The sequence below is a fragment of the Marinobacter sp. 1-3A genome, from assembly GCF_016597775.1.
GTDB classification, from domain to species: domain Bacteria; phylum Pseudomonadota; class Gammaproteobacteria; order Pseudomonadales; family Oleiphilaceae; genus Marinobacter; species Marinobacter xiaoshiensis.
Window position 1 is genome coordinate 682075 of sequence record NZ_VCGZ01000001.1, and the last position, 26583, is coordinate 708657.

30 protein-coding genes and 1 pseudogene are annotated in these 26583 nt (G+C 52.6%); 10 read left to right on the forward strand and 21 right to left on the reverse strand.

The window, feature by feature from the left end:
• Nucleotide 1: 1 nt before the first annotated feature.
• The 9 genes from FE848_RS03095 to cysQ all read right to left on the reverse strand — a co-directional run bounded on the left by FE848_RS03095 (nt 2) and on the right by cysQ (nt 10571).
• On the reverse strand, nt 2-988 hold the full coding sequence (locus tag FE848_RS03095; RefSeq protein ID WP_200201252.1) for a nucleotidyltransferase domain-containing protein: 987 nt from the start codon (nt 986-988) through the stop codon (nt 2-4).
• 18 nt (nt 989-1006) lie between these two features.
• Nucleotides 1007-2062 (reverse strand): HD domain-containing protein, encoded by a 1056-nt coding sequence (locus FE848_RS03100; RefSeq protein WP_200201253.1) that lies wholly within the window; start codon nt 2060-2062, stop codon nt 1007-1009.
• An 18-nt stretch (nt 2063-2080) separates the two neighbouring features.
• Complete coding sequence (rfbA, locus tag FE848_RS03105) at nt 2081-2956, reverse strand: glucose-1-phosphate thymidylyltransferase RfbA (protein ID WP_200201254.1); 876 nt, start codon at nt 2954-2956, stop codon at nt 2081-2083.
• A complete protein-coding gene (locus FE848_RS03110) occupies nt 2953-4086 on the reverse strand; it encodes a dTDP-glucose 4,6-dehydratase (RefSeq protein ID WP_200201255.1) in 1134 nt (377 codons plus the stop codon). Before FE848_RS03110 ends, rfbA begins: the two co-directional genes overlap by 4 nt.
• Nucleotides 4083-5057, reverse strand: coding sequence for a Wzz/FepE/Etk N-terminal domain-containing protein (locus FE848_RS03115; protein ID WP_200201256.1), 975 nt, complete (start codon nt 5055-5057; stop codon nt 4083-4085). Before FE848_RS03115 ends, FE848_RS03110 begins: the two co-directional genes overlap by 4 nt.
• A complete protein-coding gene (locus FE848_RS03120) occupies nt 5057-7549 on the reverse strand; it encodes an SLBB domain-containing protein (protein WP_200201257.1) in 2493 nt (830 codons plus the stop codon). Before FE848_RS03120 ends, FE848_RS03115 begins: the two co-directional genes overlap by 1 nt.
• Nucleotides 7550-7625: 76 nt before the next feature.
• Nucleotides 7626-9116 (reverse strand): capsule assembly Wzi family protein, encoded by a 1491-nt coding sequence (locus FE848_RS03125; protein ID WP_200201258.1) that lies wholly within the window; start codon nt 9114-9116, stop codon nt 7626-7628.
• A gap of 202 nt (nt 9117-9318) precedes the next feature.
• Nucleotides 9319-9798, reverse strand: coding sequence for a transcription/translation regulatory transformer protein RfaH (rfaH, locus tag FE848_RS03130; protein WP_200201259.1), 480 nt, complete (start codon nt 9796-9798; stop codon nt 9319-9321).
• The gene (cysQ, locus tag FE848_RS03135; RefSeq protein WP_200201260.1) at nt 9795-10571 is read right to left on the reverse strand and encodes a 3'(2'),5'-bisphosphate nucleotidase CysQ; all 777 of its coding nucleotides are present in this window, start codon (nt 10569-10571) and stop codon (nt 9795-9797) included. Before cysQ ends, rfaH begins: the two co-directional genes overlap by 4 nt.
• Before the next feature lie 163 nt (nt 10572-10734).
• On the opposite strand from cysQ, the gene FE848_RS03140 reads away from it, so the two are divergent.
• From FE848_RS03140 to FE848_RS03145, 3 genes are read left to right on the forward strand one after another with little or no spacing between them, the layout of a single operon-like run.
• Nucleotides 10735-12096, forward strand: a complete 1362-nt coding sequence (locus FE848_RS03140; RefSeq protein ID WP_200201261.1) for an MBL fold metallo-hydrolase — start codon at nt 10735-10737, stop codon at nt 12094-12096.
• A complete protein-coding gene (locus FE848_RS18625) occupies nt 12093-12662 on the forward strand; it encodes a hypothetical protein (protein ID WP_227715087.1) in 570 nt (189 codons plus the stop codon). Before FE848_RS03140 ends, FE848_RS18625 begins: the two co-directional genes overlap by 4 nt.
• Nucleotides 12605-14290: a mechanosensitive ion channel family protein gene (locus tag FE848_RS03145; protein WP_227715088.1), complete on the forward strand. Its 1686-nt coding sequence runs from the start codon at nt 12605-12607 to the stop codon at nt 14288-14290. The genes FE848_RS18625 and FE848_RS03145 overlap by 58 nt, the downstream gene beginning before the upstream one ends.
• Nucleotides 14291-14346: 56 nt before the next feature.
• Here FE848_RS03145 and FE848_RS03150 read toward each other — a convergent pair whose 3' ends face one another.
• Both FE848_RS03150 and FE848_RS19000 read right to left on the reverse strand, forming a co-directional pair.
• Complete coding sequence (locus FE848_RS03150; protein ID WP_200201262.1) at nt 14347-15045, reverse strand: Fic family protein; 699 nt, start codon at nt 15043-15045, stop codon at nt 14347-14349.
• 306 nt (nt 15046-15351) lie between these two features.
• Nucleotides 15352-15633: a type II toxin-antitoxin system mRNA interferase toxin, RelE/StbE family gene (locus tag FE848_RS19000; RefSeq protein WP_227715089.1), complete on the reverse strand. Its 282-nt coding sequence runs from the start codon at nt 15631-15633 to the stop codon at nt 15352-15354.
• Here FE848_RS19000 and FE848_RS19005 point away from each other — a divergent pair.
• Nucleotides 15571-15732: pseudogene (locus tag FE848_RS19005) on the forward strand (mechanosensitive ion channel domain-containing protein); the annotation flags it as partial. The gene FE848_RS19000 and the pseudogene FE848_RS19005 sit on opposite strands and share 63 nt — an antisense overlap.
• Nucleotides 15733-15758: 26 nt before the next feature.
• On the opposite strand, the gene FE848_RS03160 reads toward FE848_RS19005, so the two are convergent.
• From FE848_RS03160 to FE848_RS03180, 5 genes are all read right to left on the reverse strand, one after another.
• A complete protein-coding gene (locus FE848_RS03160; RefSeq protein WP_200201263.1) occupies nt 15759-16184 on the reverse strand; it encodes a type II toxin-antitoxin system HicB family antitoxin in 426 nt (141 codons plus the stop codon).
• Nucleotides 16185-16224: 40 nt separating this feature from the next.
• Nucleotides 16225-16407, reverse strand: a complete 183-nt coding sequence (locus FE848_RS03165; protein WP_200201264.1) for a type II toxin-antitoxin system HicA family toxin — start codon at nt 16405-16407, stop codon at nt 16225-16227.
• 302 nt (nt 16408-16709) lie between these two features.
• The gene (locus tag FE848_RS03170; RefSeq protein WP_200201265.1) at nt 16710-17192 is read right to left on the reverse strand and encodes a hypothetical protein; all 483 of its coding nucleotides are present in this window, start codon (nt 17190-17192) and stop codon (nt 16710-16712) included.
• A gap of 84 nt (nt 17193-17276) precedes the next feature.
• Nucleotides 17277-17579: an XRE family transcriptional regulator gene (locus FE848_RS03175; RefSeq protein WP_200201266.1), complete on the reverse strand. Its 303-nt coding sequence runs from the start codon at nt 17577-17579 to the stop codon at nt 17277-17279.
• A 5-nt stretch (nt 17580-17584) separates the two neighbouring features.
• Complete coding sequence (locus FE848_RS03180; protein WP_200201267.1) at nt 17585-17935, reverse strand: type II toxin-antitoxin system RelE/ParE family toxin; 351 nt, start codon at nt 17933-17935, stop codon at nt 17585-17587.
• Between the two features lie 143 nt (nt 17936-18078).
• Here FE848_RS03180 and FE848_RS03185 point away from each other — a divergent pair, with 143 nt between their 5' ends.
• Complete coding sequence (locus FE848_RS03185; RefSeq protein WP_200201268.1) at nt 18079-19041, forward strand: transposase; 963 nt, start codon at nt 18079-18081, stop codon at nt 19039-19041.
• Between the two features lie 292 nt (nt 19042-19333).
• Here the strand turns inward: FE848_RS03185 and brnA are convergent, their stop codons facing one another.
• A complete protein-coding gene (gene brnA / locus FE848_RS03190; protein WP_200201269.1) occupies nt 19334-19588 on the reverse strand; it encodes a type II toxin-antitoxin system BrnA family antitoxin in 255 nt (84 codons plus the stop codon).
• Complete coding sequence (locus tag FE848_RS03195; protein WP_200201270.1) at nt 19578-19841, reverse strand: BrnT family toxin; 264 nt, start codon at nt 19839-19841, stop codon at nt 19578-19580. Before FE848_RS03195 ends, brnA begins: the two co-directional genes overlap by 11 nt.
• Before the next feature lie 89 nt (nt 19842-19930).
• Between FE848_RS03195 and FE848_RS18855 the strand changes: the two genes are divergently transcribed.
• Both FE848_RS18855 and FE848_RS03200 read left to right on the forward strand, forming a co-directional pair.
• Entirely contained in the window at nt 19931-20065 is a 135-nt protein-coding gene (locus FE848_RS18855) for a hypothetical protein (RefSeq protein WP_265091868.1), read from the forward strand.
• Entirely contained in the window at nt 20062-20403 is a 342-nt protein-coding gene (locus tag FE848_RS03200) for a hypothetical protein (protein WP_227715091.1), read from the forward strand. Before FE848_RS18855 ends, FE848_RS03200 begins: the two co-directional genes overlap by 4 nt.
• Before the next feature lie 203 nt (nt 20404-20606).
• Here FE848_RS03200 and FE848_RS03205 read toward each other — a convergent pair whose 3' ends face one another.
• Entirely contained in the window at nt 20607-20912 is a 306-nt protein-coding gene (locus FE848_RS03205; RefSeq protein WP_200201271.1) for a BrnA antitoxin family protein, read from the reverse strand.
• Nucleotides 20896-21165 carry a BrnT family toxin gene (locus FE848_RS19010; protein WP_200201272.1) on the reverse strand — a complete coding sequence of 90 codons (270 nt, stop codon included), beginning with the start codon at nt 21163-21165 and terminating at the stop codon, nt 20896-20898. Before FE848_RS19010 ends, FE848_RS03205 begins: the two co-directional genes overlap by 17 nt.
• Before the next feature lie 119 nt (nt 21166-21284).
• Here FE848_RS19010 and FE848_RS03215 point away from each other — a divergent pair, with 119 nt between their 5' ends.
• Nucleotides 21285-22283 (forward strand): transposase, encoded by a 999-nt coding sequence (locus FE848_RS03215; RefSeq protein ID WP_227715092.1) that lies wholly within the window; start codon nt 21285-21287, stop codon nt 22281-22283.
• Nucleotides 22284-22730: 447 nt separating this feature from the next.
• On the opposite strand, the gene FE848_RS18950 is transcribed toward FE848_RS03215, so the two are convergent.
• Nucleotides 22731-23153, reverse strand: coding sequence for a pilin (locus FE848_RS18950; RefSeq protein ID WP_200201319.1), 423 nt, complete (start codon nt 23151-23153; stop codon nt 22731-22733).
• 396 nt (nt 23154-23549) lie between these two features.
• Here FE848_RS18950 and pilB point away from each other — a divergent pair, with 396 nt between their 5' ends.
• Nucleotides 23550-25265, forward strand: coding sequence for a type IV-A pilus assembly ATPase PilB (gene pilB, locus FE848_RS03225; RefSeq protein ID WP_200201273.1), 1716 nt, complete (start codon nt 23550-23552; stop codon nt 25263-25265).
• A 2-nt stretch (nt 25266-25267) separates the two neighbouring features.
• Complete coding sequence (locus tag FE848_RS03230) at nt 25268-26464, forward strand: type II secretion system F family protein (RefSeq protein ID WP_200201274.1); 1197 nt, start codon at nt 25268-25270, stop codon at nt 26462-26464.
• Nucleotides 26465-26583 lie beyond the last annotated feature (119 nt).

Below are 26583 nucleotides of genomic sequence, written 5' to 3' on the forward strand. Positions count from 1 at the left end.
GCTAAAACAGCAACGCTTGATGGATTTGGTGTTCTGGCGAGTACTGCTCTTTCAGCCAACCCGTCAGAACGTTTGAAAGCTCAACACCTTTCTCGCGAAGTTCGCAGTATGGCTGGCAGCTTGCCCTGTCCTCTTTGTTCAACTGCTCCAGATTCTGGCGGATTTTCCGGTCAGAAATTTGTGCCAGAAAGTGTTCATAAAGTTCCAGCACTTGCCGGGTTTCCTTCAGGGCCGGTGCAGCCTGGTAGATTCGTTCCAGCCCCTGATAATCAAACCAGTCGTTGATTTTCTCTAGTGTTTGCTGCTGAGGCAAGTCGGCCGTTTCTGCCACCGCAACAATGCCGCTGAAATATAAAATCTTGCGAGAGAAACGAAGTTTTACCTGACGCAGCCCCCATTCTTGCTTCTGATCGCTTACTTTGTGCTCGAAGTCTGTCGCTATGGTGCGGTAGTAGCGGATGATGTCGTTTAGCAGGAAGCGGGCAAGTTTGCCGTCTGAGCCGTTAGGTTTGATGTACCGGGCTAAAAGATCCAGGCGATAACTGCGAAAACGTTCTTTACCGTACAACCATGTGCCTTCCAGTAAAAACAGTAGCCTCCGGGTGATATCGGCATTGGTGTCGTCTTTCCCGCCGATATTACTTTGGATATCGGCGAAACGAACACACACATTTGCGCCAAACGTGCCAGTACTGCCGGTTTCATTGGGCACAAGGCCATCGAGTACTCGCTTTATCCTGATTAACTCATCGGCAATAACGTCCTCTGCATCTCTATCTGAATTAAAAAGGATGTACAGATCCAGATCAGATGATTCCGAAGCTTCCCCACGACCGTAGGAGCCAACGGTTACGATGGTAATTTGCTCTTTATGGGGGCTGTCCTGTAGCTCCGAACTCAGAGCACTTCGAATTTTGTTCAGCTGCTGCTTGGTATATTCGCTGGCTTCAAGTAATGCGGGATAGTCTGTTAGTACTCGCTTATACACTGATTGCATCCATGCTTGTTATTTGATGATCACGAACTGAAGTTGGTGGTTACTGGTTGAAAAGTCGGGCAACAATGTGGTTGCAGCACTTTTGGCACACTGGTACCGAGCGCGCCCCCGCTGACTTTCATCGAGGTAGTAACAACGGTTGATGTAGCTAACTTTTGCACCTGACATCCAGTGAACACTCAGCTTTTGCTTGTTAATGCCCTGCAAACCTTCGAACAGGGTAGCGTAGCGCTTTTTCCAATACTTTTCGGATGTGAAAATATCTTGCTCTGACAAGCTGTGGCTTTCGTGCTGAAAATACAGCTGTGAGAGCTTATCTGCTACCAGTCCGCGCTTGCTGGTGATCAGCCCTGCATAAACTTGATGCTTCATTTTCCAGAACTGATCCAGCTTTTCCCATGGGTTACGGACTTCCGGCAAGAATGATGCGGCTGCGATGTCTATTCTGTTCCTGCTTAGGCTACCTTTGGCGGTGCGACTGAATACCTGATGACTGCGTGTTATACCCTCAATAGTATCGATATTGATAGGACTGCTGAACAGGTCGCCGCCATCTATATCAAGGGCGTTCTGATCGATCAGGCTGATCAAAAACGAAAGATCCGTGTTCTCACTCAACCATTTGTTAAGCGCCTTCCCCAACTCATGCTGCCCTTTCAGAATTTTCTCACCGGCATGGTGGTGGCCGTAGCCTATGTGCTTCTTGATGAAGGGCTCTGCGCTGTGGGATAACGGCGGATGACCGATGTCGTGCAACAACCCGGCTACGATCAGATGCTTTTTTAGCTCCGGTGTATATTGGCGGCGAGTGGCCACAAAGTTGGCGAGTGCTGCTACATTCAACGAGTGTTCAGCACGGCTGCCGGTATGCGCCTGTTTGCTACCTACCGCATAATCCAGAGCCCCAAGAAACGAGATGCCTTTCAGCCGTTGAAAGGCCTGGCTTTTCAGTACCGGCTGATAGAAGGCATCGTGTTCGATATCCGCACGCCAGTAGTCCAGCGTTTGCTCTGGCGCTTCAAGCGTTTCGTTTATCGTATTTTGGAGCAAGCTGCGCTGTTCCATACTCTTTGCCGTAGTTTGCTACTCGTTTATCAGGTCGCTGAGGTAGCTTCCGTAACCATTTTTTCTGAGCTCTTTAGCCTGCGCTAATAGCTGTTCTTTGCTAAGCCATCTCTGATTGTATGCGATCTCTTCCAGACAAGCGATTTTGTACCCCTGGCGCTTTTCAATGGTTTCCACAAACTGCGCCGCTTCCAGCAGGCTTTCGTGGGTGCCGGTGTCCAGCCACGCGAACCCCCGGCCCAACAATTCCACGTTCAGGTTGCCTTGCTCTAAGTAGGCGCGGTTTACGCAGGTAATTTCCAGCTCGCCCCGGTGGCTGGGTTTTACCTGTTTGGCGATTTTCACCACTTGGTTGTCGTAGAAGTACAGGCCCGTTACGGCGTAGTGTGATTTTGGCTTGGCGGGCTTTTCTTCGATGGAGATGGCCTGGTGGTTTTCGTCGAATTCCACCACGCCGAAGCGTTCCGGGTCTTTAACCTGGTAGCCGAATACGGTGGCGCCTTTACCGGATTTGGCATTTTCAGCGGCTTGTTTCAGCTTGGGGGTGAAGCCCTGGCCGTAAAAAATATTGTCGCCCAGTACCAGGCACACGCTGTCATCACCGATGAACTTTTCGCCTATGATGAAGGCCTGTGCGAGGCCGTCGGGGCTCGGCTGGATTTCGTAGCTCAGGTTGATGCCAAACTGTTCGCCGTTGCCCAGTGCGCGCTGAAAACCGGCCTGATCCTCCGGGGTGGTGATAATGAGGATGTCCCGGATGCCCGCCAGCATGAGTACAGAGAGCGGGTAGTAGATCATGGGTTTGTCGTACACGGGCAGGAGTTGTTTGCTGGTGCCGAGTGTTATGGGGTACAGGCGGGTGCCGGAGCCGCCTGCCAGGATGATGCCTTTCATACCGCTGCTCCGAGTCGCTCTCTTTGATAGCTACCGTCTTGCACCCGCTGGCACCAATCAAGGTTATCCAGGTACCACTGTACGGTTTTGCGAATGCCGGTTTCGAAGGTTTCTTCCGGCGCCCAGCCGAGTTCTTTCTCGATTTTAGTGGCGTCTATGGCGTAGCGGCGGTCGTGGCCGGGGCGGTCTTTTACGGTGGTGATCAGATCGCGGTAGCTGGTCGCCTGCGGGCGCAGTTCCTGGAGGATGTCGCACAGGGTGTGGACCACTTCGATGTTCTGTTTTTCGTTATGGCCGCCGATGTTGTAGGTTTCGCCGATTTTGCCTTCTGTAACCACTTTATAGAGGGCCCGGGCGTGGTCTTCTACGTAGAGCCAGTCGCGGATTTGGTCGCCTTTGCCGTATATGGGGAGTGGCTTGCCTTCCAGGGCGTTCAGGATCATCAGTGGGATGAGCTTTTCCGGGAAGTGGTAGGGGCCGTAGTTGTTGCTGCAGTTGGTGACCAGTACCGGCAGGCCGTAGGTTCGGTGCCAGGCGCGGACTAGGTGGTCGGAGCTGGCTTTGCTGGCGCTGTAGGGGCTGCTGGGGGCGTAGGGGGTTTGTTCGGTGAACAGTGGGAGTTCGCCTGCCTTCCCCCTCTCCCCTGGCCCCTCTCCCGCGGGGGGAGAGGGGAAGGACTCCCCAGGCTCGAATGAATCATTAGGGTGTGGGAGGTCGCCGTAGACTTCGTCGGTGCTTATGTGGTGGAAGCGGAAGTTAGCTTTCTTTTCGACTTCCAGTGACTGCCAGTATTGGCGGATGGCTTCCAAGAGGGTGTAGGTGCCGACGATGTTGGTTTCTATGAACTCTGCAGGGCCGTCAATGGAGCGGTCTACGTGGCTTTCGGCGGCCAGGTGCATGATGGCGTCTGGTTGGTGTTGGGCCAGAACGCGGTCTAGTTCGGTGCGGTTGCAGATGTCGACTTGTTCGAAGCAGTAGCGTTCGCTGTCGCTCACTTCTGCCAGGCTTTCGAGGTTGCCGGCGTAGGTGAGTTTGTCGAGGTTGACCACTTCATCTTTAGTCTTTCGAATGATGTGGCGAATAACTGCGGAGCCTATGAAGCCGGCACCGCCGGTTACTAAGAGTTTCATATTTCTGCTCTATCTGAATTTTGTTCTTTGCCGGAGCGGACAAAGGCTATTACAAATACAGTAAAGACACCCAGCATGCCGCCGAGCATGGTCGCGACTACGCATATCAAAGCGCGCTTGGGTTCGCTTTTTTCCTGTGGCACCACCGCCGGGTCTATAGTTTTGAACACGTATTCGCTTTGAGCGTTTGCCAGCATCACGGTGCGGGTTTCACTTTCAATCAACTGGTAGAACACCTGCTGCATTCCAGCGATGTTGGTTTCGCGTAGTTTGTTTTCGAGGTAGGCAATGCGAGCTTCGGCTTCTGCTACGTCTTGCTCGCGCATGTGTTCGTTAATGTCGTGGACTAACTTTGCTGCCCAGTCTTTGGCGGCGGGTGGCGCGAGGTTCTTCACGCTCAGGGTAATCATGCCGCTGTCTTTGTTCTCAGATAGGCTTAGGTATTCTTCCTTGAACTTCTTAACCATATCCCAGTCTGTCGGTTTCTGGCTTTTGCCGTCTTTATCGTTAAGCCACTGATTGGTTTCCGGGTTATATTTCTCTAGATCGATAATCCATTTCTCGTTTTTCTCATCCCAGCCCTCTGCTGCCATCAGCGGCACCGACAGGTTGTGGCGGTGAATGAAGTCTGTTAGAAAAGCGCGGGTCTGCAACACCTCTTTTGCTATAAGGGTGGGATTTGCTCCACCTCCACCACCAAGGCTGATGCCTGCCAGGCTGGCTAGGCCGCCAAGCTGCCCTCTAAGGCCGCCCGCGCCACCTTCATCCTGTGCCGGGGCCAGCAACACGCTGGCTTGGTATATGTTGGGCTTGCTCAATGCGTAGAACACGCCTGCAGCGGCGAATACGATGGTAAACAGAAGGATAATCCACTTACCTCGCCACAGAGTGTCGAAGAGTTCACGTAGGTCGATTTCATCATCCGGATAGTAAGGCTGTTCGGCCACTTGATTCACCACAGGCTGATTCATTACAAATTACCCACTGCGGCAGCACCAAGGGCCATCTGGTAAACAATCTGGCTTACGTTGGTCCAGAGTTCCAGCTGGTTCAGGCGGTCAACATCGATCGGCATAATCACGGTATCGCCTGGCTGCAACTGCTGGCTACGACCACCAAACCATGCGCTTTTCTCAGGTAGCATTACGGAGCCATCGGCTTTTACCACGTAAACACGGCTTTCGTCTGCCTGGCGAGTGGGGCCGCCGGAGCGTTCGAGGTAGTCGTCTACAGTTAGGCTTGGCTCATGCAGGTGGCTTGTAGGGAATTGCACTTCGCCGAAGACTGACACCGCTTGAGGGATGGTTGGTATGGTGAGTGCATCGCCGTCTTGCAGGCGGATTGACTGGTACTTTTCATCACTAAGCACAGAGGCCAAGTCTATGACCATGCGGCCAACCGGACGGCTGTTTTGCACGTCGTCCAGCAGGCTTTCCACTTGCCTTACCCGCTCCGCATTCTGACCACCGAAGTTATCGCCTTCCAGTTGAACCCCCAATAGATCCCCTTGCAGCCGTTCTTCAGCTTCTCTCAGGCGCCGGGCCTCCAGTTGGCGGAGCTTTTCACGGGTGAATACCGCGCCTCTCGGGAAGGCGTTGTCAGTGAGACCGCCCGCTCGTATCAGGACATCCTTCAGGGTTTCTCCATCGCGGTAGGTATACTGGCCGGGATACCGCACTTCCCCGCTGAGGGTGACAGTTCTGGTTTGAGCAAACTGAGGGATAGACTTAATCAAAATGGTGTCGCGGCTGTGCAGCTTGAGAATACTCTTGCCAGCCATGGCTTCCGCGAGATTGAGGTTGATGATTTGAGTTTGGCCAATGCCGTTTTCGTCGGTGGTATAACGGGCCACTTCTGCCTGCTGCAGGGAGGCCGCGTCTTTCAGGCCGCCGGCTACAAAGATAGCATCTGCTACGCTGCGGGTGGCGGGTAGTGGGTATTCTCCGGGGTAGCGTACCGGGCCGCTGATGCGGATGGTTTGCTGGGGCGCGCCGGGCTTGGCTTGGGCTGTCAGGCGCTGGAGTACAGGAGCAAACAGGCTTTCGCGTGTGTAGTTACCGCCGCCTTCGCCGCCGCTGATTTTACCAGCATCTGAGAACACCAGAATTTTGTCTTTTTCTTCTAACTGCAGGTCGTATTCACTACCCGGCTGAGTGATGGCTTCGCGGAGGCGCAGATTCAGTACCGATACCGCGTCGGTGTTTGGATTAGTGCGTACAATGGCTGCGTAGCGTTTGTCAGCTGCTGGCACCAGGTCGGCGTCCAGATCCTTAATGATGGAGCTCACTCGCATGCCCGGAATCCAGGCGAATTTTCCCGCCCTGGTGGCGGCACCACGGATTTCCACATATTGGCCGGTGATGTCGGAAATCGATGGAATGGTTATCGAATCCCCAGCCTGCACTTGGGCATTTCGGCCCTGCGGCTGGGTGTAATCTGCTTCGGCAATCACCCGTAGGAAGTCGCTATTGGTTCGGATGATGTTGACACGCTGTGGGTATGCCTGCGGGGTAAGGCCGCCCGCAATCTGCACCAGCTCTGCTAATCGGGTTTCGTTTTTCAGTTCATACAACGCGGGGCGGTACACTTCGCCGCCAATACCCACGCGCTTGCCGACTGGTGGAATAAAGATCACGTCCCCAGGTTGTATGCGGTTGTCGGCGCTGCTGTCGCCTTTGAGCAGGAGGTCGTATAGATCTAGCGTGCCCACCAATTTGCCATTGCGCTTGTGCTGGATGTTACGCAAGGAACCGGTGGTTCGAATACCTCCAGACACGAACAAGGCGTTGGTGAGGGTAGACAGGGAGCTAACGGTGTAGGAACCAGGATTACGGGCCTCACCTAGTACAAACACCCGCACGCTGCGCAGCTCGCCCAACGAGACACTGGCCTGCACACCTATGTATTGCTCCGTTACCTTGTTGCGGATTTGTTCCCGGGCTTCGTTGAAGCTGAGGCCCGCCACGCTGAGAGGGCCTGAGTCGGGGAAACTGACGCTGCCATCGCGGCTCACCGGGAGTTCAAGGTTGCGGTTTTCTTTACCCCAGAGTTGAACCCGCAGTACATCACCAGGGCCCAGGGTGTATTCAGAGGGTACGGGAATTTCAGTAACCGGTGCGAAGGTGGTGGGGTTGCCGGCGAAGAGATCGTAGCCGTAGGGTTTCAGGCCGCCATTTTTTTTGGTCTCTTCAGTTTCAGCTTTTGTCTCTGGCTCGTTTCCGGATTCTGCCGTTTGCGGACTACGAATAGGTTCAATTACCTGCACCGGCTGGGGCCGCTGGTTCGTGCTTTGGCCAACCCCGCCCAGGGCAGTCAGATCAACGCCATATTGGCTGGCCAAGGCTTCTTGCTGGGCCTTGGGGAGGGATTTGAACTGCTCGATCTGTGCCGGCGTTATGGACTGCGCTTGAACTGCTATGGGGAGCAGAAATGTTAAGGAAAGCAGGAGATTCTTTAGATTCACGGTTTTGGGGTCCGGTTTATTGCTTAAATTGGTTGGTTTTGGGAGAGGGGCTATTGGCGCTTGCTTTGGCCGGGAGCTAGAAGCGGTAACGCCAGCTGGCACCGACTGACCATTGGCCAGATTGGTTTTCTGCCGGGTTCACAAGCTCAAGTTTTTTATCGGCAAACTGGGCACTCACATCCAGCCAGCCATTTAACGCTTGGGTGCCGTAGCCGATTTTGGCGATGATTTGTTCTGCGTTCTCGGCAGGTACCATTAATTTGATTCGCTCATCGACAACGGGCGTTCTGCTTGCGCCGTCTTTATTGAATTCTACAACGCTCACGCTTGCTGTAAGGTTTCGGCCATCGTCAAAAAAGTGAAAGCCACCCAATGTAATGGCTTCTGCATCGCCACTGAAGCTGGCACCCATGGTGCGACCGTTATAACGATAGCCGCTGTGATAGCGGGAGTGATCATAGGTGATGTTGGGCATGGCATCACCGAGGAAATCGTCCGCCAGGGTATTCGCGTACTCAATGAACCACTGTTGCTCGCCGTTGAACAGCTGACTTGTCCAATCGGTACCGAGTAGCCAGGATTTCCGCGCCGGGAATGCGCCGGCTTCATCTTCACCCATCATTTGGGCGTACAGCCCCATTGACTGTTTACCAATTGCGAACCCATAACGCGCATCTACGCTAGCAAGCTGATTGCCTGGGTCGTCTTCTTCCAACTGGCCGTTGTCCCTGCCAATCAGCGCATTCCATAGTGTGGAACCGTTTTCAGGCCGGCCTTGACCGCCGAGCATAATCGCCCTTGAGAAACCAAGCTCTAACCCGTCCAGCGGGCGCAAATTCAAACGCATACCGATCAATTTGGCCTCGGGGATTGCGCGCTCGTGTTCATACTGCCCTGCAAGCAGTGTGAGCTGCCAAGGGCCAATCCAACTCAACCATTTACTTTCAGGTGCAGAGGCATCTTTGCGATTCAACCATACGGAGGGCATGGGCCGAGCGTTGCTAGATAGGATAAGGCTGGATTGCCAGCCTGGGCCCCACCAACGATCAATCGCGCCCGCGCCAAATACCCAGTTACCTGCAGTTGCCGCAAGGTAGGAGCCGTCAAGGCGGGCCTCTTCGTTATCGTCAGGATTGTGAGCGTAGGCAGGGCTTAGCCCAAACGCCCAATTTTGTCCTTGCCACTGAAGAGTTAATTTCGCTGCAGCTTCTGCCATTGGGCCGCGTTCGAACCCTTGAACCATGGCCACTTCATTGGTGCCAGATACTTCAAACTCAGCCCGAAACCCAGGCTTGGCTTGCTGAACACGTTCAAATTCAAGATAGCTGCGAGCCAAGCCAGTTTCAGAAGCAGGCTGTTTGCCGGCTTCATCCATCCCATTGCTTATGGACCCCCACATGATGGGCCAACTGGTAACCGGCCTGGCGAGCTGCCCCCTGTCTGCCAGTTTTTGCACGGCATAACGCGCTCGCACATCTCCGGCCTCTAGCCATGGCGCTGCTGTCGCTATATTGCTGCTCAAGCACGCTACCGCCCCACCGACCAGGGCCCAGTGTTTTAAGGTCATAGATATAAATTGCCAGCAATGACAGAGAGACAACCAAGAGGGGAAGATACGCTCCCAACTGCATCCCTGTCAGTGTGTGAATGTTCCATGTCTGAAGCGCGGCGATTTTACGCCTTCGAGGAAGACAAGCAAGGGTCAAAAGGTCTTGCATCTTCTATATCAGTGGGTTACGGCCGTTAAGAATTGTTAAAGTACTAGACTACTAAGGCTTGAGCACAGATACCGGCACCCTCACCCGCTGCTGCTTCTGCATAAAGCTGATCAGCACAATTGCCCGCTCCTCGCCATCATACGCCTGAAACACCGCATTAATACCCTCAAATGGCCCATTGCTCAACTGAACCACCTCTCCACACTTTAGCCCACCCTGCTGAACAACGGAGCCCAGGCTGTCTTTGATGTGCTGTATCACGCCGTCCGCGATAGCGGCAGGTTTGTTGGCAAAACTCACAATTCGAAGCACCCCACGGGTGGATCGCAGTTTTGCCCAAGCTGGGTCTGTTTGTTCCAGATTTATAAACAGGTAGCCGGGAAACAAAGGCTCCAGCTTTTGGGTACGCTTTCCGGCTTTGATTTTCTCTACCTGTACTTTCGGGTAGAAGCAGGCGATATCCTGATTCTGCAGATGCAACAATGCCCGATCACCTTGTGCAGGCTTGTGTTGAAGTGCGTACCAAGTCATGGGCGCTGAATGTGCCAGTTTCCCGCTGCAATGAAATACGGGTTAAGCACACTCTCCTTGCCATAACGCAACGGTGTGCCATCTACCGTATTCACACTACCTCCTGCCGCTAACAACACCGCATGGGCTGCGGCCGTGTCCCACTCACTGGTTGGCCCCATTCGGGGGTAGAGATCGGCATGGCCTTCGGCGATTCGGCAAAACTTGAGGGAGCTGCCTGCCTGAAGTGTTTTGTGGGGGCCAAGCGTTCTGATGAAATCGCGGGTCTCGTCATTCATGTGGTTTTTGCTGGCGACAACCCGAACGGTATCGGGCAACTCGGCCACTCTTATGCGATGTTCCCGGCCTGTTCGGTCACGCTTATACGCGCCTTCACCCTTTATGCCCCAAAACGCCTCTTTTAATGATGGGGCAGTGACCACGCCCAGTACCGGCTCACCATCTTCAATCAGCGCTATGTTCACCGTAAATTCGCCTGTACGCTGGGTGAACTCTTTGGTGCCGTCAATGGGGTCAACCAACCAGAAGCGCCGCCACTGTTTGCGCTCCTCCCAAGGGGCTTGGGCACCCTCTTCCGAGAGAACAGGAATATCCTGGCTGATATTGCGCAGGCCTTTTACGATGATTTCATGGCTGCCCACATCCGCTGCTGTAATCGGCGACTCGTCTTCCTTGTAGCTCACTTTGAAATCAGACTGATAAATGTGGAGCACTCGGGTACTGGCTTCATCGGCCACCTTGATCACTTCCGGGAGTATTGAGCTGTATTGCATTGCCGGCATCCTGCGTCACTGATAGTCATGCGGTGTAAGTGAATAGTAGCAAATATTGGCGGCCGGCCGTATCCGGGCTTTTCTGGCGTTGCACTTTCAGGCAATCTGAAAGGGAAATCTTCAGGCGCATTTCTCATCCTGACCAACCATAAGGCCTTCTGTTATGAAACTTCGCTTCCTCGGCGGCACCGGTACGGTAACGGGTTCGCGCTATCTGTTATCCGACGATAAACACCGGGTCTTGGTTGACTGCGGCATGTATCAGGGCGTTAAAACCCTACGCAGGAGAAACTGGGCCAAGTTTCCCGTGGATCCCAGCACAATCGATGCTGTGGTCCTCACCCATGCTCACATCGACCACTCAGGCTACCTGCCTGCCCTGGTGAAACATGGTTTCAAAGGCAAGGTTTACTGCACTCAGGGCACGCACGATTTATGCAAAGTGTTACTTCCGGATGCGGGCTACCTGCAGGAAGAAGATGCCAAGTACGCCTTCCGCAAAAAATTTTCTCGGCATGAAAATCCCGAACCGCTTTTTACCGTGAAGGACGCCTGGGAAGCCTTGAAACACTTTGAGCCTTTTCATTACCACGAGACGTTTGAACCGGTGAAAGGCTTTGAGGTGACCTTTACCCCTGCCGGACACATTCTGGGCTCTGCCTGCGTGCATGTTCATCACAAGGCTCACGGCCGCTCAGTGGTATTCAGTGGGGACGTGGGTCGACAGAGCGACCCGATCATGAGGCCACCAGAGCCCATAAAGAAAGCCGACGTGCTTGTGTGCGAATCCACCTACGGCGACAGGTTGCACGAGGAAACCGACCCGGAAACCGAATTGGCAGAGATCATCACTCGCACCGTTAGCCGCGGCGGGATTGTACTGATTCCATCATTCGCGGTAGGGCGGGCGCAACTGCTGCTTTACCTTATTCACAAGATCATGAGAGAGGGGCGCATTCCCAAGCTGCCGGTATTTCTCAACAGCCCCATGGCCATCAAAGCCACGGAGATTTTTTCCAAGCACCACAAGGAACATAAGCTGAGCGCCAGTCAGTGCGAGGTGATCGACAGCCATACCGAGTTCGTTCGCACCGTTGATGAATCCATCAAGCTGGATTCCGTGCGCTATCCCTGCATTATCGTGTCTGCCAGCGGCATGGCCAGCGGTGGCCGGGTGCTCCACCATCTTAAAACTCTGCTGCCAAATTACAGGAATAGTGTGGTATTTGCCGGCTTCCAGGCACCTGGAACCCGCGGTGACAGGCTGGTCGCCGGCGTGGAATCGGTAAAGATTCACGGCGAATACTGGCCAGTAAAGGCCGAGATCCACAATATGGGCTCGCTCTCAGCGCACGGCGACTACAATGAACTCTTGCAATGGCTTGAGCGGGGCGCACTTGAACCCGAGAAAGTGTATGTTACCCATGGCGAAATGTTAGCCAGCGACATTATGCGCAAGCGCATCAGTGAAAAATTCGGATGGGACACCGAGGTACCCGACTTGTTTGAAGAGGTAGAAATTTGAGGTTAACCGCGCTGGTTTTTGGCTTTATCTTGCTTGCTGCCGTTGGGGCAACTCAGGCACAGCCCTTCACGCTCCCCGGCATTCCCGGGTTCTCGGGGCAGCCAGGTAAAGAAGAAGCCTCAGCTGAAGAGCTTGAAGCGTCGTTAGAGGTAGCCATTCAGGCGCTGCAAGACGACGAAAGCCGTGAAGCGCTGGTACAACAGCTCAAATCCATTCAACAGGGATTGCGCGCAGAATCTTTGCAAACAGGCAAAAGCACTTCCGGTGGTGAGGGCTTATTGGGTGCCCTTGCTGTGTTTTTTGATGAAGCCACCAACGGTGACAGCACAGCAGAAACCCCTCTCTCCATCTGGAAAACACATTTTCGCAATGCCTACAGTGCGGCAAAAAAGTTACTGACCGGTGCGTCCTACCGCGTTCTGGTAGAGATCACCGCTGGACTGATTGCATGGATAGCCGCACTGTGGGGCTTGTCACGCCTGGTTCGCATGTTTTTCTCATGGCGCGGATGGCCACTGCAAATGCCAAGGCACCCCGCCCCTGGATGCTCATCGCTCATTTTGTAAGGCGGATTTTACCCTGGCTGCTCACTTTCACCGCGCTGCTGGCCGGGTTACCCACATTCGGCATGTCGGATGATGCTCAAACAACGATTCTTATTTTGGCTTACGCAGGCTTGAGTGCCCGGGCGCTGACCTCGCTTTTCGATGTAATGATTTCCATTTTCTCCAACGGCCATCGCCTCACGGCCGTTATGATTCTGCGCCGGCGAATGCTCTTGCCGCTGTTTATCATCGGCGTGCTGTTTGCTCTTGAAGATGCGCTGAGTACAACCGAACTGACCGACCAACTCGGCACCGAACTCGCCAGCGCACTGGCTCTGGTATTCAGCGTTATTGCCGCCCTGCTCAGCTTCTTCCTGATTGTTCGAAACCGCAGGCCGGTCACCCATCTGATTCGAAACCGACCTTACAAACAACGAAAAGACCAAGGCGTAGGGCGTGAAGTCACTGCCCTGCTCGCCAGGCTTTGGCACATACCTATGCTGGTTGCCATCAGCGCCTCGGTAGTCGCGGTGTTTGTGAATGGCGGGGAAGCGGATGCTGCCTTGGGCAAAGCCATGATCTGCGCCTTGCTACTGGCACTGACGCTTGCGCTGCAAGGACTGATCGGCATTCAAGAAAACCGCCCCAAGCACCAAGCCCTTAGCACCTTTAGCCGCAGGCTGGTGCGTTTTGGCTACAACCTGATTCAGGCGGCTGCGTGGCTGTTATTTTTCGAGCTGATACTGCAAATTTGGGGGTTGTCTTTGTTCGGCGTGGCTGGAAAGCCCTCGGTAAGCGAGGGTGTAGCAGGTAGCCTGCTCGGCGTGACCTTTATTTTACTCGCAGCAAAGCTCACCTGGATATTTGTAGACGAATTGCTTGAAAGAGCCATGCGCGGGGGCGACCGAAATAAACGCATTAACCCTGCCCGCGCCCAAACCATTCTCCCGATTGCCCGGAACACCCTGCTGATCACCATCCTGGTGATTGCCACCTTGGTGAGCCTTTCCACCCTGGGTGTTGATGTAACCCCCCTGCTCGCCGGTGCCGGCATTATCGGCCTCGCCGTAGGTTTTGGTGCACAAACACTGGTTCAGGATTTGATCACTGGTCTCTTTATAGTGGTTGAGGATTCCATGTCGGTCGGGGATTTTGTGGAGATTAACGGCTTCATGGGCACCGTAGAAGGCTTCAACCTGCGCACCGTGCGCTTGCGGGACCTTGAAGGGGTGGTGCATCACATAACCTTCAGCAAAATCAGCTCCATTCACAACATGTCGCGGCAGTTTGGCATTGCACTGATCAAGATTCGTATCCCCCGGGAATTGCCGATTGATGATGCCATACTGCTGATGACCGAAACCGCCGAAGAATTACGCACACTGCCGGATATGCGCTGGCTGATTTGGTCGCCTCTTGAGATGCAGGGAATTCATGCATTTGAGGAAGGCTGCCCGGTGCTACGGATGCGGATGCGGACTAAGCCAGAGTACCAGTGGGATGTTTCCAGGGCGTTTAATTTGCTGCTGAAGCGGAAGATGGAGGAGCGGTATATAGATGTGGCTGCACCGAGGATTAGTGTGCAGATGGAGGGGGAAGGTGGCGCTGGCTCGCCGTATATAGAGAGGCAGAACCCGCGATCTAGCTGAAGATTCAAAACACGAACGTTTAAAACGAGCCGCCCATGACGTATCCCCGTTTGCGCCTACTCTTTCATAATCCGGACAACCCGCTCGTCCATGCAACTGCGCACAAATTGGTTCATCTTTGCTTGGTCACCCGAACTGTAGAACTCAAGCATCAGTTCATTAAACTCTAGCTGCCGCGATGCCGGAATATTAATAGCTGGATATCCGCAGTTCAGCAAATGGCCATTCATCATAAAACGGCCCATGCGCTTGTTAACATCGTAAAAAAACTGACAGCGGGCCATGGTCAAAAATAGATGAATAGCCTGATCGTAGACATCTTTCAAGTCCGAAAGCTTGTTGACCATTTCCGCAAAAAGACCAAAAAGCTGATCGGCACTCGGTGGCTCATAGCTTGTTCCTGCGATTAGCACGCCGCCGGAACGAAAACAGCCCCACTCCAGCGCTTCCTCCTTTCCCGCAATACGATGCAAGTCGCAAGCGCAGCTTTGCGTTAACTCAAACTTCTGCCCCCTGACCAGGAGGAACAGCTCCTTCCAGGTATCCGCCTGGTTCGTTGCAATCTGCTGATCACTGAGCCGATGTCCACCAATGGTGATCCCCTGCATCAACGTTTGGACTTCGGGTAGGGTAAAGTTTATCCCTTCAAGCTGAACGGCATCGTAAACAAAAACTGACACCTCACGGTGTGCAAGCATCAACGCCCTCTCGCGATTTGGCGACATCGACCAATGAATATCAGCAGCTGGATACATATAAACGCCCGAGTGAGTATTGTTTCGCCTTAGGTTTTGTATGATACCAAAAGTTGGGCAGTGTAAGCGCATGGCTAAGCTGTGCCGGCTAAGCTGTGCCTGTCCATGATCACTTTAATGATCACTTTACGCTGTCATGCCGCAGACTCGTGCTCAATATCCCAACCTGGGAACACGAGCACGGCAGGATGACACCGTAAAGCCCGAGCCAAGATCTTTGCACGCTCGACACCCAGACGCAGAATCCGAACAGATTCCCCAGCAGAAACTTCAACCCTTCTTTTAGCCTTATGATATTCGCTCATTTTATCTCCTCCCATAATCATGGGGAGTAACTTTTTCAACTTCCACAAGCACCTGCTTATTCTGCACTTTATAAATAACGCGATACTGAATATTGAGCCGCGAGGATCGAAAACCCTTCCACTTCCCTGATAAGGCCTCATCATTAAAGCCCCGAATCTGTTTTAGCCCCTGCGGGCCCGAAATCGAAACGATGTCCTTCCATTTCTCATAGCGCTTCAGGATTTGATTACCGGCCTGTTTATTGTGGTTGAGGATTCCATGTCGGTTGGGGGTTTTGTGCAAATCAACGGGTTCATGGGCACGGTAGAGGGTTTCAACTTGCGCACCGTGCGCCTGCGGGATCTTGAGGGGGTTGGGCTAAGCTGTGCCTGGGCTAAGCTGTGCCTGTCCATGATGGTTTTATGGCGTTATGCCTGGGCCTTGTCGCGCAATCTTCGCATTCTTTCCAATGCAGCCTCCGATAGAAACGCCGAGCGGGACCGGGCCTCGTTCGGGTGCTCCTTCACAAACCTGTCAATCTGAATCAAAACCAAACGGGGCACAGTGATATTAATTTTCTCTGCCTTGCCGAGGAAAGGAGTTACATCGATCTCAACAAAGCCCCACACCGCGCCCTCAAAGTCTGGGTTTGCGCGATGTTCAGCAATAGAACTTGCTCCAGAGACCTCCTCCCCAAACTCTGCCAACAGCTCAAGATGTCCAAGAATTGCCTCACGCGCATTATCTAGCGCCTCGTCTTCACTGGCACCCGCAGAGAAGCAGCCAGCAATATCAGGCACAGTAACGCTGTAGTTCTTTCCATCATCTGTATGAAGTGCCACTGGGAAGCGCATAGTAATTACCTCAAGTTTGATCAGCTGCCCTTTTGGGCAATTATTTCCAGCCGGCCTGCGTCCATATACTGTTCAACGTACCCTTTGCCAGTTCCGACTTGGGATGTGGCAGCGTGACCAACCCCGGCTTTGTTGGATGCTTAAAGTGGTGGTGGCTCCCATTCACTCGTACCAGCTCCCAGCCATCTTTTTCCAGTTTCCTTTTGGCCCCAGCGCTTTCCACGTCAGTTCCCTTTCCGCTAATGGTAGTTATTATACCCACCAATCTAGGTTAGGCAACACTGCACTCTCATGCTTACCCCCAAAGACAAGTTTGTGGCAGTGTTCGCAGTGCGGGAGAAAGAATCATCAGATCAGACTTCAGAACGACTTCCGCATTCTATGAAGTTGCCCTGGCGGATCCCTGTTTTTCTGTGCCTGTCCATGATCTTGAATTTTGTTCGACGCAGCAAAAACGCAAAAAGCCCGGGGACGAATCCTCCGGGCTTTCCGAAATCAGGTCAGGCTATGCTATGCCTGTCCAGGCTATGCTATGCCTGTCCATGACTGTTTTGTGACTGTTTTGTTGGCAGTGAATTCTTTAAGGGCAGCGCTGAGTTGGTCATCCTTTAGGACCAGACTGGCTGCCTCGTAGGCTTTTGCGATATCTTCCCTGCTGATGTCCGAAGGCGCAAACCCGATCGCCCGCACCCAATGTTCGTGGCGCTTTTCATCGTAACTGCGATTGAAAGCTTCCAGCCAACTGTCGCCGGAATTGTCTTTGTTTGCATCCCAGGCCGACTTCAGGCTATCCCGCAGTGTTAGCACAGGCGAAGTCAGGTGGCTGACTCCGGCAACAAAGTCGTACAGATCAATGCCAGCATCATAGGCCCCCTGAAAAAGCGCGCCCGCACTGACTGCCGGTTTCTGGAACCAGAGCAATGCCTTATAGGTCTGCTCTCTGGCCTGTGTTTCCCGGCGTTCCAGGCTATGCTGTGCCCAGGCTATGCTGTGCCTGTCCTTGATCAATTACAGTATAAGCACCGCTGAAAGCAAGACTGGGCCTTAGCAGGCCATTGACTAGGTTTTGCCTGTCCGTCATCAGCTTTTATATCAAATCGGAATAGCATGGCGAGTTCCATCAGGAAGCTCAATATCCAAGCGAACCTTCGCACCTGCACTCTCGACATACCGCTTAATGGATGACAGTTTCAGATCTCTGCCAACCTTTTCCATACTTGCAATCGTAGGTTGAGTTATACCCATGGCTTCAGCCATATCCTTCTGGGTTTTCTGCAACAAGCTTCGCACCTCACCAAGGCGAATCTCCAAAAGAATATTATCCGCTTTAGTTTGGGCACGCCTAACAACCTCTGGCTTCTCTGCCGCCAGAAGCTTATCCAAAGAATTCGCCATGTCATTCACCTTTTAGTGAGCTTTTCCAGATGCGCAAAGAACTCTCGATCAGCTACTGGAATCATCTGATCGTAAAACCGCTTGTCTTTGCCCGTCTTTTCACCAGCACAAAGAATGATGCCCGTACGAGTTGGATCAAACGCGAAGAAAGCACGAATCGGATTGCCTTTGCTCTGAACTCTCAGCTCTTTCATGTTGCTGTGCACAGACCCGTAGACACTGTCTGCATATGGCCGCGACAGCATGGGCCCCAACTCTCTTAAAACTAATATAGCCGCAAGAACATTTTCCCTGTCCGCATCACCAAGCGAGTAATACCATTCATCGAACCGCTTGGTTGTTTTAATTTCCCACATTAGATGTCCCAATTATAGCTTAAAACCTATATTCATCTCAATCTATACCACCTGAACACAAGGCAAACTGTGATTACTGTATATTTATACAGCCTTATAAGTCTACAATACAATAAGACATAAAGAACGAAAAGGATTTCACCATGCCCAAAGCTAGAACAGAGCTCGTCTGCGTGTCAGACACCCCCTTCTACCACGTGATCTCACGCTGCGTACGCCGCACCTTTTTATGCGGGAAAGACCGAGTTACAGGCCAGTGTTACGAACACCGGCGAGGCTGGATTGAAGAACGAATCCGGCTGCTGGCATCTGTGTTTACCGTGGACGTGGCAGCTTACGCGGTGATGTCGAACCACTACCACCTAGTTGTAAAACTCAGCCCGAATGAGGCGGAACCGTGGAGCATGGATGAGGTGCTGGCGCGCTGGTGCAGCCTTTATAAAGGGCCATCACTGATACAGCGGTATCATCGGGGCGACGAACTGTGCGCTGCAGAACTTCGGCGAGTTGAGGAGTACGCGGAAACCTTCCGGCAACGGTTGGCCGACTTGAGCTGGTTTATGAAGTGCCTGAATGAGCCCATTGCCAGGCAGGCCAATAAAGAAGATGAATGTACCGGCCACTTTTGGGAAAGCCGGTTCAAGTCCCAAGCCCTGGATACCGAAGAAGCCCTCCTCGCCTGCATGGCCTATGTCGACCTGAACCCCATAAGGGCTGCCATGGCCGAGACACCGGAGACCTCCGAGCACACCAGCATTAAAGAACGCATTCATCCCACCTTTAACCTGGCAGAAGCAATTGCACGGCAAACGGAACAGCAGGCACTGAATGATTTTTCGGTGCCTTTAAAACCGCTACTGGGTTTTGAAGGCGTGATTCGGAACGGCTTTCAGCAAGGCATTCTGTTCAGCTTTGAAGATTACCTGGAGCTAGTGGATTGCACCGGGCGAATTAGCCGAAGTGACAAACGCGGCGCTATTGATGGCAAGGCACTGCCAATTCTGGAGCGGCTGAATCTGGACCCGGAGCGGTGGTGTCATCGGGCAACCGCTTTTGAAGACAGCTACCAGAATTACAGAAATCCTGGACGGCGACGAGCGGCCTAGCTCCCGCTCCCCTTCTTTTTCTTATCAACTTATCGGCGGTCCTGCCGAGGCCTTCATTCGTCTGAAATCCACGGATGCCCAGAAATCTCGGTGGAATGCCGGCGCTGTTTTGCCATAACGCCGAACAGACGCACCAGTAACAACAAAGGCCCGGAGGTCGAAACCAACGGGCCTTTGGGGATCACGTCAGGCTAAGCTGTGCCCAAGGCTAAGCTGTGCCTGTCCACCAGGCTAAGCTGTGCCCACCAGGCTAAGCTGTGCCTGTCCACCTGTCCTTCGCCTGTCCTTCGCTTTAGCGCGTCCGCTGGCCTGACTTGTTAGCAGATTCTGCCTGAAGACGCTCCACCAGCCATACCTTGATGATTGATTGGCGCGTAACGCCAATGCGCGCAGCCTCGCGATCCAACGACTCCACAACCCAAGCTGGGAAATCAACGTTGATTCGCTTTTGTTCCTGATTAACGCGGCGAGCAGAGGACAGATCCAAGTCATCAACAATATCTTCCTGGCCTTCCTCAAATTTCTTGTCGAAGTCTTCAGCTTTCATAGAGCTCGATCTCCTTTTTGCGGGAACGCCTGACTGAAATCAGACGAATACGAGCATCCCTGTATGTGACGACAGCCGACCAGTGCTTTTCACCAATCTTTCCTATCAGCAAAAACCTCTGCTCACCCTCGGATTTCACGCGGATCTCCAGCAGCTGCGGGTTTTTCCACAACACTTGGGCAGCAACGAAATCGATACCACGCTTATTCAGATTGACCTGGCTTTTGGCTTCGTCGAATTCAAATTCATCCATGAGTACAAATTATCCCTTTTTTACTCATTTCACAAGATCTGGAAGGGTGATGTAGCTGCTAACGCCAACAGGCTAAGCAGTGCCTGTCCATGATTCTATTTGAGCTAGACCCAAGCCTGGATTACCCCGACAACCTGCCGCCAGCGCGACTTACCTGGCCGCAGAAAGCGCCTGAAGCCCAGAGGGCTATGCTGTGCCTGTCCATGGTGAACGAGCCGTGGTGAAACTCAGCCCAAATGAGGTGGAACCCTGGAGTATGGATGAGGTGCTGGCACGCTGGTGCAGTCTTTATAAAGGGCCAACACTGGTACAGCGATATCACCGGGGCGACGAACTGTGCGCGGCAGAAGTTAGACGAGTTGAGGGGTACGCGGAAACCTTCCGGCAACGGCTGGCAGATTTGAGCTGGTTTATGAAGTGCCTGAATGAGCCGATTGCGAGACAAGCTAACCGGGAAGATGAGTGTACGGGGCATTTCTGGGAAAGCCGATTCAAGTCCCAAGCTTTGGATACCGAAGAAGCCCTCCTCGCCTGCATCAGGCTAAGGTGTGCCTGTCCATGATCATCCGCATCCATGATCATCCGCAGTCGGGCCTTTGGGCAATCAGGTCAGGCTATGCTGTGCCTGTCCATGATCATCGCATGATCATCGCAACAATGGCCCCTTCATCCAGGAGGGGCGAACTTGGGCGAACTTGTGCCTGTCCATAACCGTTTGTCCATAACCGTTTTTATGTCTGTCCATGACAGCCAATCAATCGGTCACTACCCCAACCTCTCAATATCCGACTGACTGTGGGTTCTCAGATACTCCTGAAGCGCCTTGTCCATTCGGGTTTGCCAGCCACTGCCTGTGGCACGAAACTGCTCAACGACCTCCGGTGAAAGCCTGATCGTTATCCGCTCCTTGGTAACCTCTGCCTTTGGCCGACCTACCGGACGCAAACGGCGGAACTCTTCGTCCGTGAGCTCGCGTGTATCTGCGTCTTGTGAAATCCCCTCGTTAATGCCAGGCTCTTCATCACTCGAGGGCAGCGAAAACGACCTACCAGATTTAGATTTTGTCTGCATAAAGCCTCACCTCCCGACGATTTGCCTTTCGAAAACTGATTATGCGGCGGATACCTTTTCGTTCTGTGTAAACAACACAGTAGACACGATCGGCTATAGGGCCATATCCAATCATTCGACGCTCACCATACTCATTACGAGAATCCTCTAGAGCCCACACCCAATCCCATTCGAGCTTGGCGGCATCAGCTAACGAAACACCGTGCTTTTCAGTGTTTTTCTCGTCCTTCCTTGGATCGAATTCAATATTCATCTGAATTTATTGTACATACAAAAATAGAGTTTGCGAAATGCCAGAAATAAGAGGAACACACTAAAAGGCCAAGAACTGTACATCTATACAGGCTTAAATTATTGATGCATGATATGAGCATGTCAACAGTCACGGAAGACAAGGACTTCACCATGCCCAAAGCCAGAGCAGAACTGGTCAGCGTTTCAGATACCCCCTTCTACCACGTGATCTCTCGCTGTGTGCGCCGCACCTTCCTGTGCGGACAAGACCGCGCCACCGGGCGCTGTTATGAACACCGGCGAGGATGGATTGAAGAGCGAATCCGGCTTCTGGCATCTGTATTTGCGGTAGATGTCGCCGCTTATGCGGTGATGTCGAACCATTACCACCTGGTGGTGAAGCTTAGCCCGGATGAGGTGGAACCCTGGAGCATGGATGAAGTGCTGGCGCGCTGGTGCAGCCTTTATAAAGGGCCACCACTGGTGCAGCGTTATCATCGGGGTGACGAGCTGTGTGCGGCAGAACGCAGGCGAGTTGAGGAGTACGCAGAAACGTTCCGGCAGCGGTTGGCGAATTTGAGCTGGTTTATGAAGTGCCTGAATGAACCAATTGCGAGGCAGGCCAACCAGGAAGATGAGTGCACCGGCCATTTCTGGGAAAGCCGCTTTAAATCCCAAGCCTTGGACACCGAGGAAGCCCTCCTTTCCTGCATGGCCTATGTAGACCTGAACCCCATCCGGGCCGCCATGGCAGAGACACCAGAAACCTCTGAACACACCAGCATCAAGGAACGCATTCATCCCACCTTTAATCTGGCAGAAGCCATTGCACGGCAAACAGAGCAGCAGGCACTGAATGACTTCTCCGTACCGTTAAAACCACTGCTGGGTTTTGAAGGCGTGATTCGAAACGGCTTTCAGCAAGACATTCTATTCAGCTTTGAAGATTACCTGAAACTGGTGGATTGTACCGGGCGGATGAGCCGGAGTGACAAAAGGGGCGCTATTGATGAAAAGGCTCTGCCGATTCTGGAACGGCTGAACCTGGACCCGGAACGGTGGTGCCACCGGGCCACGGCGTTTGAGGACAGTTATCAGGATTACCGAAATCCTAGACGGCGGCGACAAGCGGCTTAGGCCCCTCCCCTTCTTTCTCAAATCAGTATATCGGCGCGCCCGCCGAGAATGTCGCTCGCCTGAAATCGGCAGATTTCCAGAATTCACGGTGGAATGCCGCCGCTGTTTTGCCATAACCCCGAATTAGACGCAGCAAATCCAAAGCCAGAAACGACAAAGGCCCGGGGTCGAAACCGCCGAGCCTTTGGGGATCGGGTCAGGCTAGTGCCTGTCCATGATCAGTTTGCCTGTCCATGATCTTTGTCCAAGGTCAGGCTAAGTTGTGCCTGTCCATGACCTTCTGTTCATTCTTTTGAAATGCACTGGACTCAAGCCATCTCAATGGAATGCAGGCACAATTTTATCATACTATCAAATAGATGCACCAGAAATGAAAAAGGCCCGGAGGTCGAAACCGCCGGGCCTTTGAGAATCAGGTCAGGCTATACCTGACCATGGTGGTTACGATTAGCAGTCTAACCACCCAGCCGTGCATGCGTTCGTGCCAGAAGAGGTGGCGATGTCCCATGCTATCTGAGTTGCGTTGGTTGTGTTCGGAGTAGCGGTAACTACATCGTTAGTGCCATCACCATCGATATCACCAAGGTTGATGGTAATAACTCCGTCTACTACGGCAGTGACCGCACCAGCCACTGCCGGAACTCCTTCAGCCCCAGCATCGCAAGGGGTCAGCGAACCGCCATTTACTTGGGCACAAAGTGCTATAGCCGTTCTATATGTGGTGCTGTCTGAGTAAGCAGATGTGGCATTCGCACTGCGCGTGTAATCTTGGTATTGGGGAATAGCAATCGCAGCCAAAATACCGATGATCGCCACAACGATCATCAGCTCGATCAGAGTAAAACCCTTCTGTGCGTCATTGATTTGCATGCTTTTCATAATTCGACCTCTAAGGTTATCATTAATTAACTCAAAATGGCTCGGGGCCGGTGGAGCCTTGAACCGCAACCGGTTTCAATGAGCCTACGCTGTCTCTTGCATCTATCATGCCAGAACACCAATTCAAAACACAAAACCTTACCAATCAAACAGCAAAGCGCTTCACAGCGCAAAAGTCGACACATGCCCACCCCTCACCCATAGCCAACAACCGTCACTCAATGACAAACTTTGTCACCTACACGGCATCACTAAACAAAAGCAGCCTTATTAACGGCTCTCGCATAAATCACCGTACACCTTTCCAAATCCACACCAGCAATCTAAACTCCCCTCAATGATGCGTTCTCATATTCAACCAATCAGGCAGCCCATTTTAGTCCATTTATGACCACCAATAAGAGCAAGATCACCCTAACTGGCCTAGCGCGACGTTTTGTGGATGACGGACTTCTAGAAGAATCGACAGCCAAGGACGCCTTTGTACAGGCTTCCCAAAACCGCATCCCACTAATCACCTACCTCACCCAGAATAAATTGGCGGATAGCGCCAAACTCGCATTCTCCGCCGCCATGGAGTTCGGCGTTTCGGTTCTGGATCTTTCATCCTTTCTTCCCGAAATGATGCCAGAAGGGGTGGTTGACGAGAAGTTGGTACGAAAACACAACGCACTCCCCCTTTATAAACGAGGTAATCGCCTCTTTATAGCGGTATCTGACCCCACCAACATCCAGGCACTGGACGAAATAAAGTTCAATACTGGCCTGAGCACCGATGCGATCCTGGTGGATGACGCAAAGCTACGCGATGCTATCGATAAGTATCTGGACTCCCAGGATACGTCGATGGGGGATCTGGACGATGCAGACCTTGAGGGCGTAGAAACAGAAGGTGGCGAACAGGAAGATGACGGGGCTGTATCTGCCAGCGATGTGGATGACGCCCCCATCGTTAAGTATGTGAACAAGATGCTGCTGGATGCCATCCGTGGAGGCGCATCCGATGTTCACTTTGAGCCTTACGAAAAAACCTACCGCGTGCGCTATAGAACAGACGGCATTTTGAAAGAGGTGTCTCGCCCATCTATTAAGTTGGCACCAAAAATTTCGGCTCGTGTAAAGATCATGGCGCAACTGGACATCTCAGAGCGTCGCGTTCCCCAAGATGGCCGCATCAAGATGAAGCTGTCCAAAACCAAAGCGATCGATTTTCGAGTAAACACCCTGCCGACGCTTTGGGGCGAAAAAATCGTGTTGCGGATTCTGGACCCCAGCCAGGCGAAGCTAGGCATTGATGTTCTTGGTTACGAGGACGACCAGAAGCAACTGTTTATGGATGCACTATCGCAACCACAAGGGATGATATTGGTCACAGGGCCAACAGGCTCCGGCAAAACTGTATCGCTTTACACCGGCTTGAACATCCTCAACACGCCCGATATCAACATTTCCACGGCTGAGGATCCCGCCGAAATAAACTTGGAAGGGATCAACCAAGTAAACGTAAACACCCGTGTCGGCCTGGGCTTCGCTGAGGCACTGCGTGCATTCCTGCGGCAGGACCCGGATGTAATCATGGTGGGAGAGATCCGAGATCTTGAGACCGCCAATATTGCGATCAAAGCCGCGCAAACCGGGCACTTGGTCCTTTCAACTCTGCACACCAACAGTGCAGCAGAAACCCTCACCCGTATGATGAACATGGGCGTACCCGCTTTTAACATTGCAACGTCGGTCAGCCTGATAATTGCCCAGCGCCTCGGCAGACGACTATGCAGTGCCTGCAAACAGCCAGGAGAAGTACCTAAAGACCTGCTTTTGACCGAAGGGTTCACAGAGGAACAAATTGATACAGGCTTCACGTTGTACCACCCAAAGGGCTGTGATAAATGCACTAATGGATATAAAGGCCGCGTCGGTATTTATGAGGTGGTTAAGGTTACAGAGAAGTTGGCCAGCATGATTATGGAAGAGGCCAGCTCCATTAAAATTGCAAAGCAGGCAGAGGCTGAGGGCTTCCGGAACTTACGCCAGTCCGCACTTAGAAAAGTGATCGAGGGCGTAACGAGCCTTGAGGAAGCCAACCGCGTGACGAAGGATTAAGCATGTCAGAGAAATCGCAAAAACTGGAATCGTATGTTTGGGAAGGCAAAGATCGGAAGGGCAACAAATCCAAGGGTGAGCTTGCCGGTTCCAGCTTGGCTTTGGTTAAAGCCCAACTCCGTAAACAGGGCATCATTCCAGATAAAGTAAAGAAGAAGCCAAAGCCTTTGTTTGGTGGCAGCAAGAAAATCACACCCTTCGATATCGCTATGCTTACTCGTCAACTCGCAACGATGATGAAGGCAGGTGTACCCTTGGTGCAAAGCTTCGATATAGTTGCTGATGGACTTGAGAACAAGGGCCTGCAGGAACTGGTAATGTCTATTCGGAATGACATTTCTTCCGGCACCAGTTTCGCCGCCTCCCTTCGCAAGCATCCCAAGCACTTCGATAATCTATACTGCAACTTAGTGGACTCGGGCGAAAAAGCCGGTGCACTGGAACAGATGCTGGATCGCATTGCTCTCTATCTTGAAAAAACAGAGCTTTTGAAGAAAAAAGTTAAAAAGGCGATGACATACCCTATCGCGGTTGTTGTGGTAGCGATTGTTGTTACCGCCATTCTTCTGGTGAAGGTCGTTCCTCAATTTGAAAGCCTGTTCCAGGGTTTCGGAGCCGAACTTCCAGTATTTACGCAGATGGTAGTGAGGTTATCGGAATGGATGCAGTCTTGGTGGTTTGTGGTGCTTTTGGGAATAGTGGGCACTATATTTCTATTCAAGGAAGCCAAGACCCGGTCGCAGAAATTCTCAGATATCGTAGACAAGTACGTTCTAAAGCTGCCGGTGGTTGGCGAGATTCTTGATAAATCAGCAGTAGCCAAATTCGGCCGGGTTTTGTCTACCACATTTGCGGCGGGCGTGCCGCTTGTGGATGCACTGGATTCGGTGGCAGGCGCCACGGGCAATGCGATTTACCGGGATGCGATTCAGCGCATTAAAGCTGATGTTTCCAGTGGTACTCAATTGCAGGCATCCATGCGCCAACAGGATGTTTTCCCGGTTATGGCTGTCCAGCTCACCGCAATTGGTGAGGAGTCGGGTAACCTGGATGAGATGCTTGAGAAAGTTGCCGTTCATTACGAGGCCGTGGTTGACGATATGGTGGACAACCTGACAGCACTGATGGAGCCGATGATTATGGCTGTGTTGGGTGTGCTGGTGGGTGGTTTGATTATTGCCATGTACCTGCCGATATGAGCCTGTAAATAAATCTGTGTAACTGCCCACCCCATTACAGGTGGCCGTCCAGGCGGTCACCGAATTCGATAATAAAGCGATTCAAGGCCGGCTTCCAATCACGGATCGGCATGGTCCAT

Bases quoted from the DNA above. Each gene is read 5' to 3' on its own strand.
- FE848_RS03145 (WP_227715088.1), top strand. From the start codon at position 12,605: ATGGCCACTGCAAATGCCAAGGCACCCCGCCCCTGGATGCTCATCGCT.
- FE848_RS03175 (WP_200201266.1), bottom strand. From the start codon at position 17,579: ATGGCGAATTCTTTGGATAAGCTTCTGGCGGCAGAGAAGCCAGAGGTT.
- FE848_RS03180 (WP_200201267.1), bottom strand. From the start codon at position 17,935: ATGTGGGAAATTAAAACAACCAAGCGGTTCGATGAATGGTATTACTCG.
- rfaH (WP_200201259.1), bottom strand. From the start codon at position 9,798: ATGACTTGGTACGCACTTCAACACAAGCCTGCACAAGGTGATCGGGCA.
- FE848_RS03125 (WP_200201258.1), bottom strand. From the start codon at position 9,116: ATGACCTTAAAACACTGGGCCCTGGTCGGTGGGGCGGTAGCGTGCTTG.
- FE848_RS18950 (WP_200201319.1), bottom strand. From the start codon at position 23,153: ATGCAAATCAATGACGCACAGAAGGGTTTTACTCTGATCGAGCTGATG.
- pilB (WP_200201273.1), top strand. From the start codon at position 23,550: ATGACCACCAATAAGAGCAAGATCACCCTAACTGGCCTAGCGCGACGT.
- FE848_RS03110 (WP_200201255.1), bottom strand. From the start codon at position 4,086: ATGAAACTCTTAGTAACCGGCGGTGCCGGCTTCATAGGCTCCGCAGTT.
- FE848_RS03115 (WP_200201256.1), bottom strand. From the start codon at position 5,057: ATGAATCAGCCTGTGGTGAATCAAGTGGCCGAACAGCCTTACTATCCG.
- FE848_RS19010 (WP_200201272.1), bottom strand. From the start codon at position 21,165: ATGAATATTGAATTCGATCCAAGGAAGGACGAGAAAAACACTGAAAAG.
- FE848_RS03205 (WP_200201271.1), bottom strand. From the start codon at position 20,912: ATGCAGACAAAATCTAAATCTGGTAGGTCGTTTTCGCTGCCCTCGAGT.
- FE848_RS03185 (WP_200201268.1), top strand. From the start codon at position 18,079: ATGCCCAAAGCTAGAACAGAGCTCGTCTGCGTGTCAGACACCCCCTTC.
- FE848_RS03195 (WP_200201270.1), bottom strand. From the start codon at position 19,841: ATGGATGAATTTGAATTCGACGAAGCCAAAAGCCAGGTCAATCTGAAT.
- FE848_RS18855 (WP_265091868.1), top strand. From the start codon at position 19,931: ATGATTCTATTTGAGCTAGACCCAAGCCTGGATTACCCCGACAACCTG.
- FE848_RS03150 (WP_200201262.1), bottom strand. From the start codon at position 15,045: ATGTATCCAGCTGCTGATATTCATTGGTCGATGTCGCCAAATCGCGAG.
- brnA (WP_200201269.1), bottom strand. From the start codon at position 19,588: ATGAAAGCTGAAGACTTCGACAAGAAATTTGAGGAAGGCCAGGAAGAT.
- FE848_RS03140 (WP_200201261.1), top strand. From the start codon at position 10,735: ATGAAACTTCGCTTCCTCGGCGGCACCGGTACGGTAACGGGTTCGCGC.
- FE848_RS03100 (WP_200201253.1), bottom strand. From the start codon at position 2,062: ATGGAACAGCGCAGCTTGCTCCAAAATACGATAAACGAAACGCTTGAA.
- FE848_RS03215 (WP_227715092.1), top strand. From the start codon at position 21,285: ATGTCAACAGTCACGGAAGACAAGGACTTCACCATGCCCAAAGCCAGA.
- cysQ (WP_200201260.1), bottom strand. From the start codon at position 10,571: ATGCAATACAGCTCAATACTCCCGGAAGTGATCAAGGTGGCCGATGAA.
- FE848_RS03230 (WP_200201274.1), top strand. From the start codon at position 25,268: ATGTCAGAGAAATCGCAAAAACTGGAATCGTATGTTTGGGAAGGCAAA.
- FE848_RS03160 (WP_200201263.1), bottom strand. From the start codon at position 16,184: ATGCGCTTCCCAGTGGCACTTCATACAGATGATGGAAAGAACTACAGC.
- rfbA (WP_200201254.1), bottom strand. From the start codon at position 2,956: ATGAAAGGCATCATCCTGGCAGGCGGCTCCGGCACCCGCCTGTACCCC.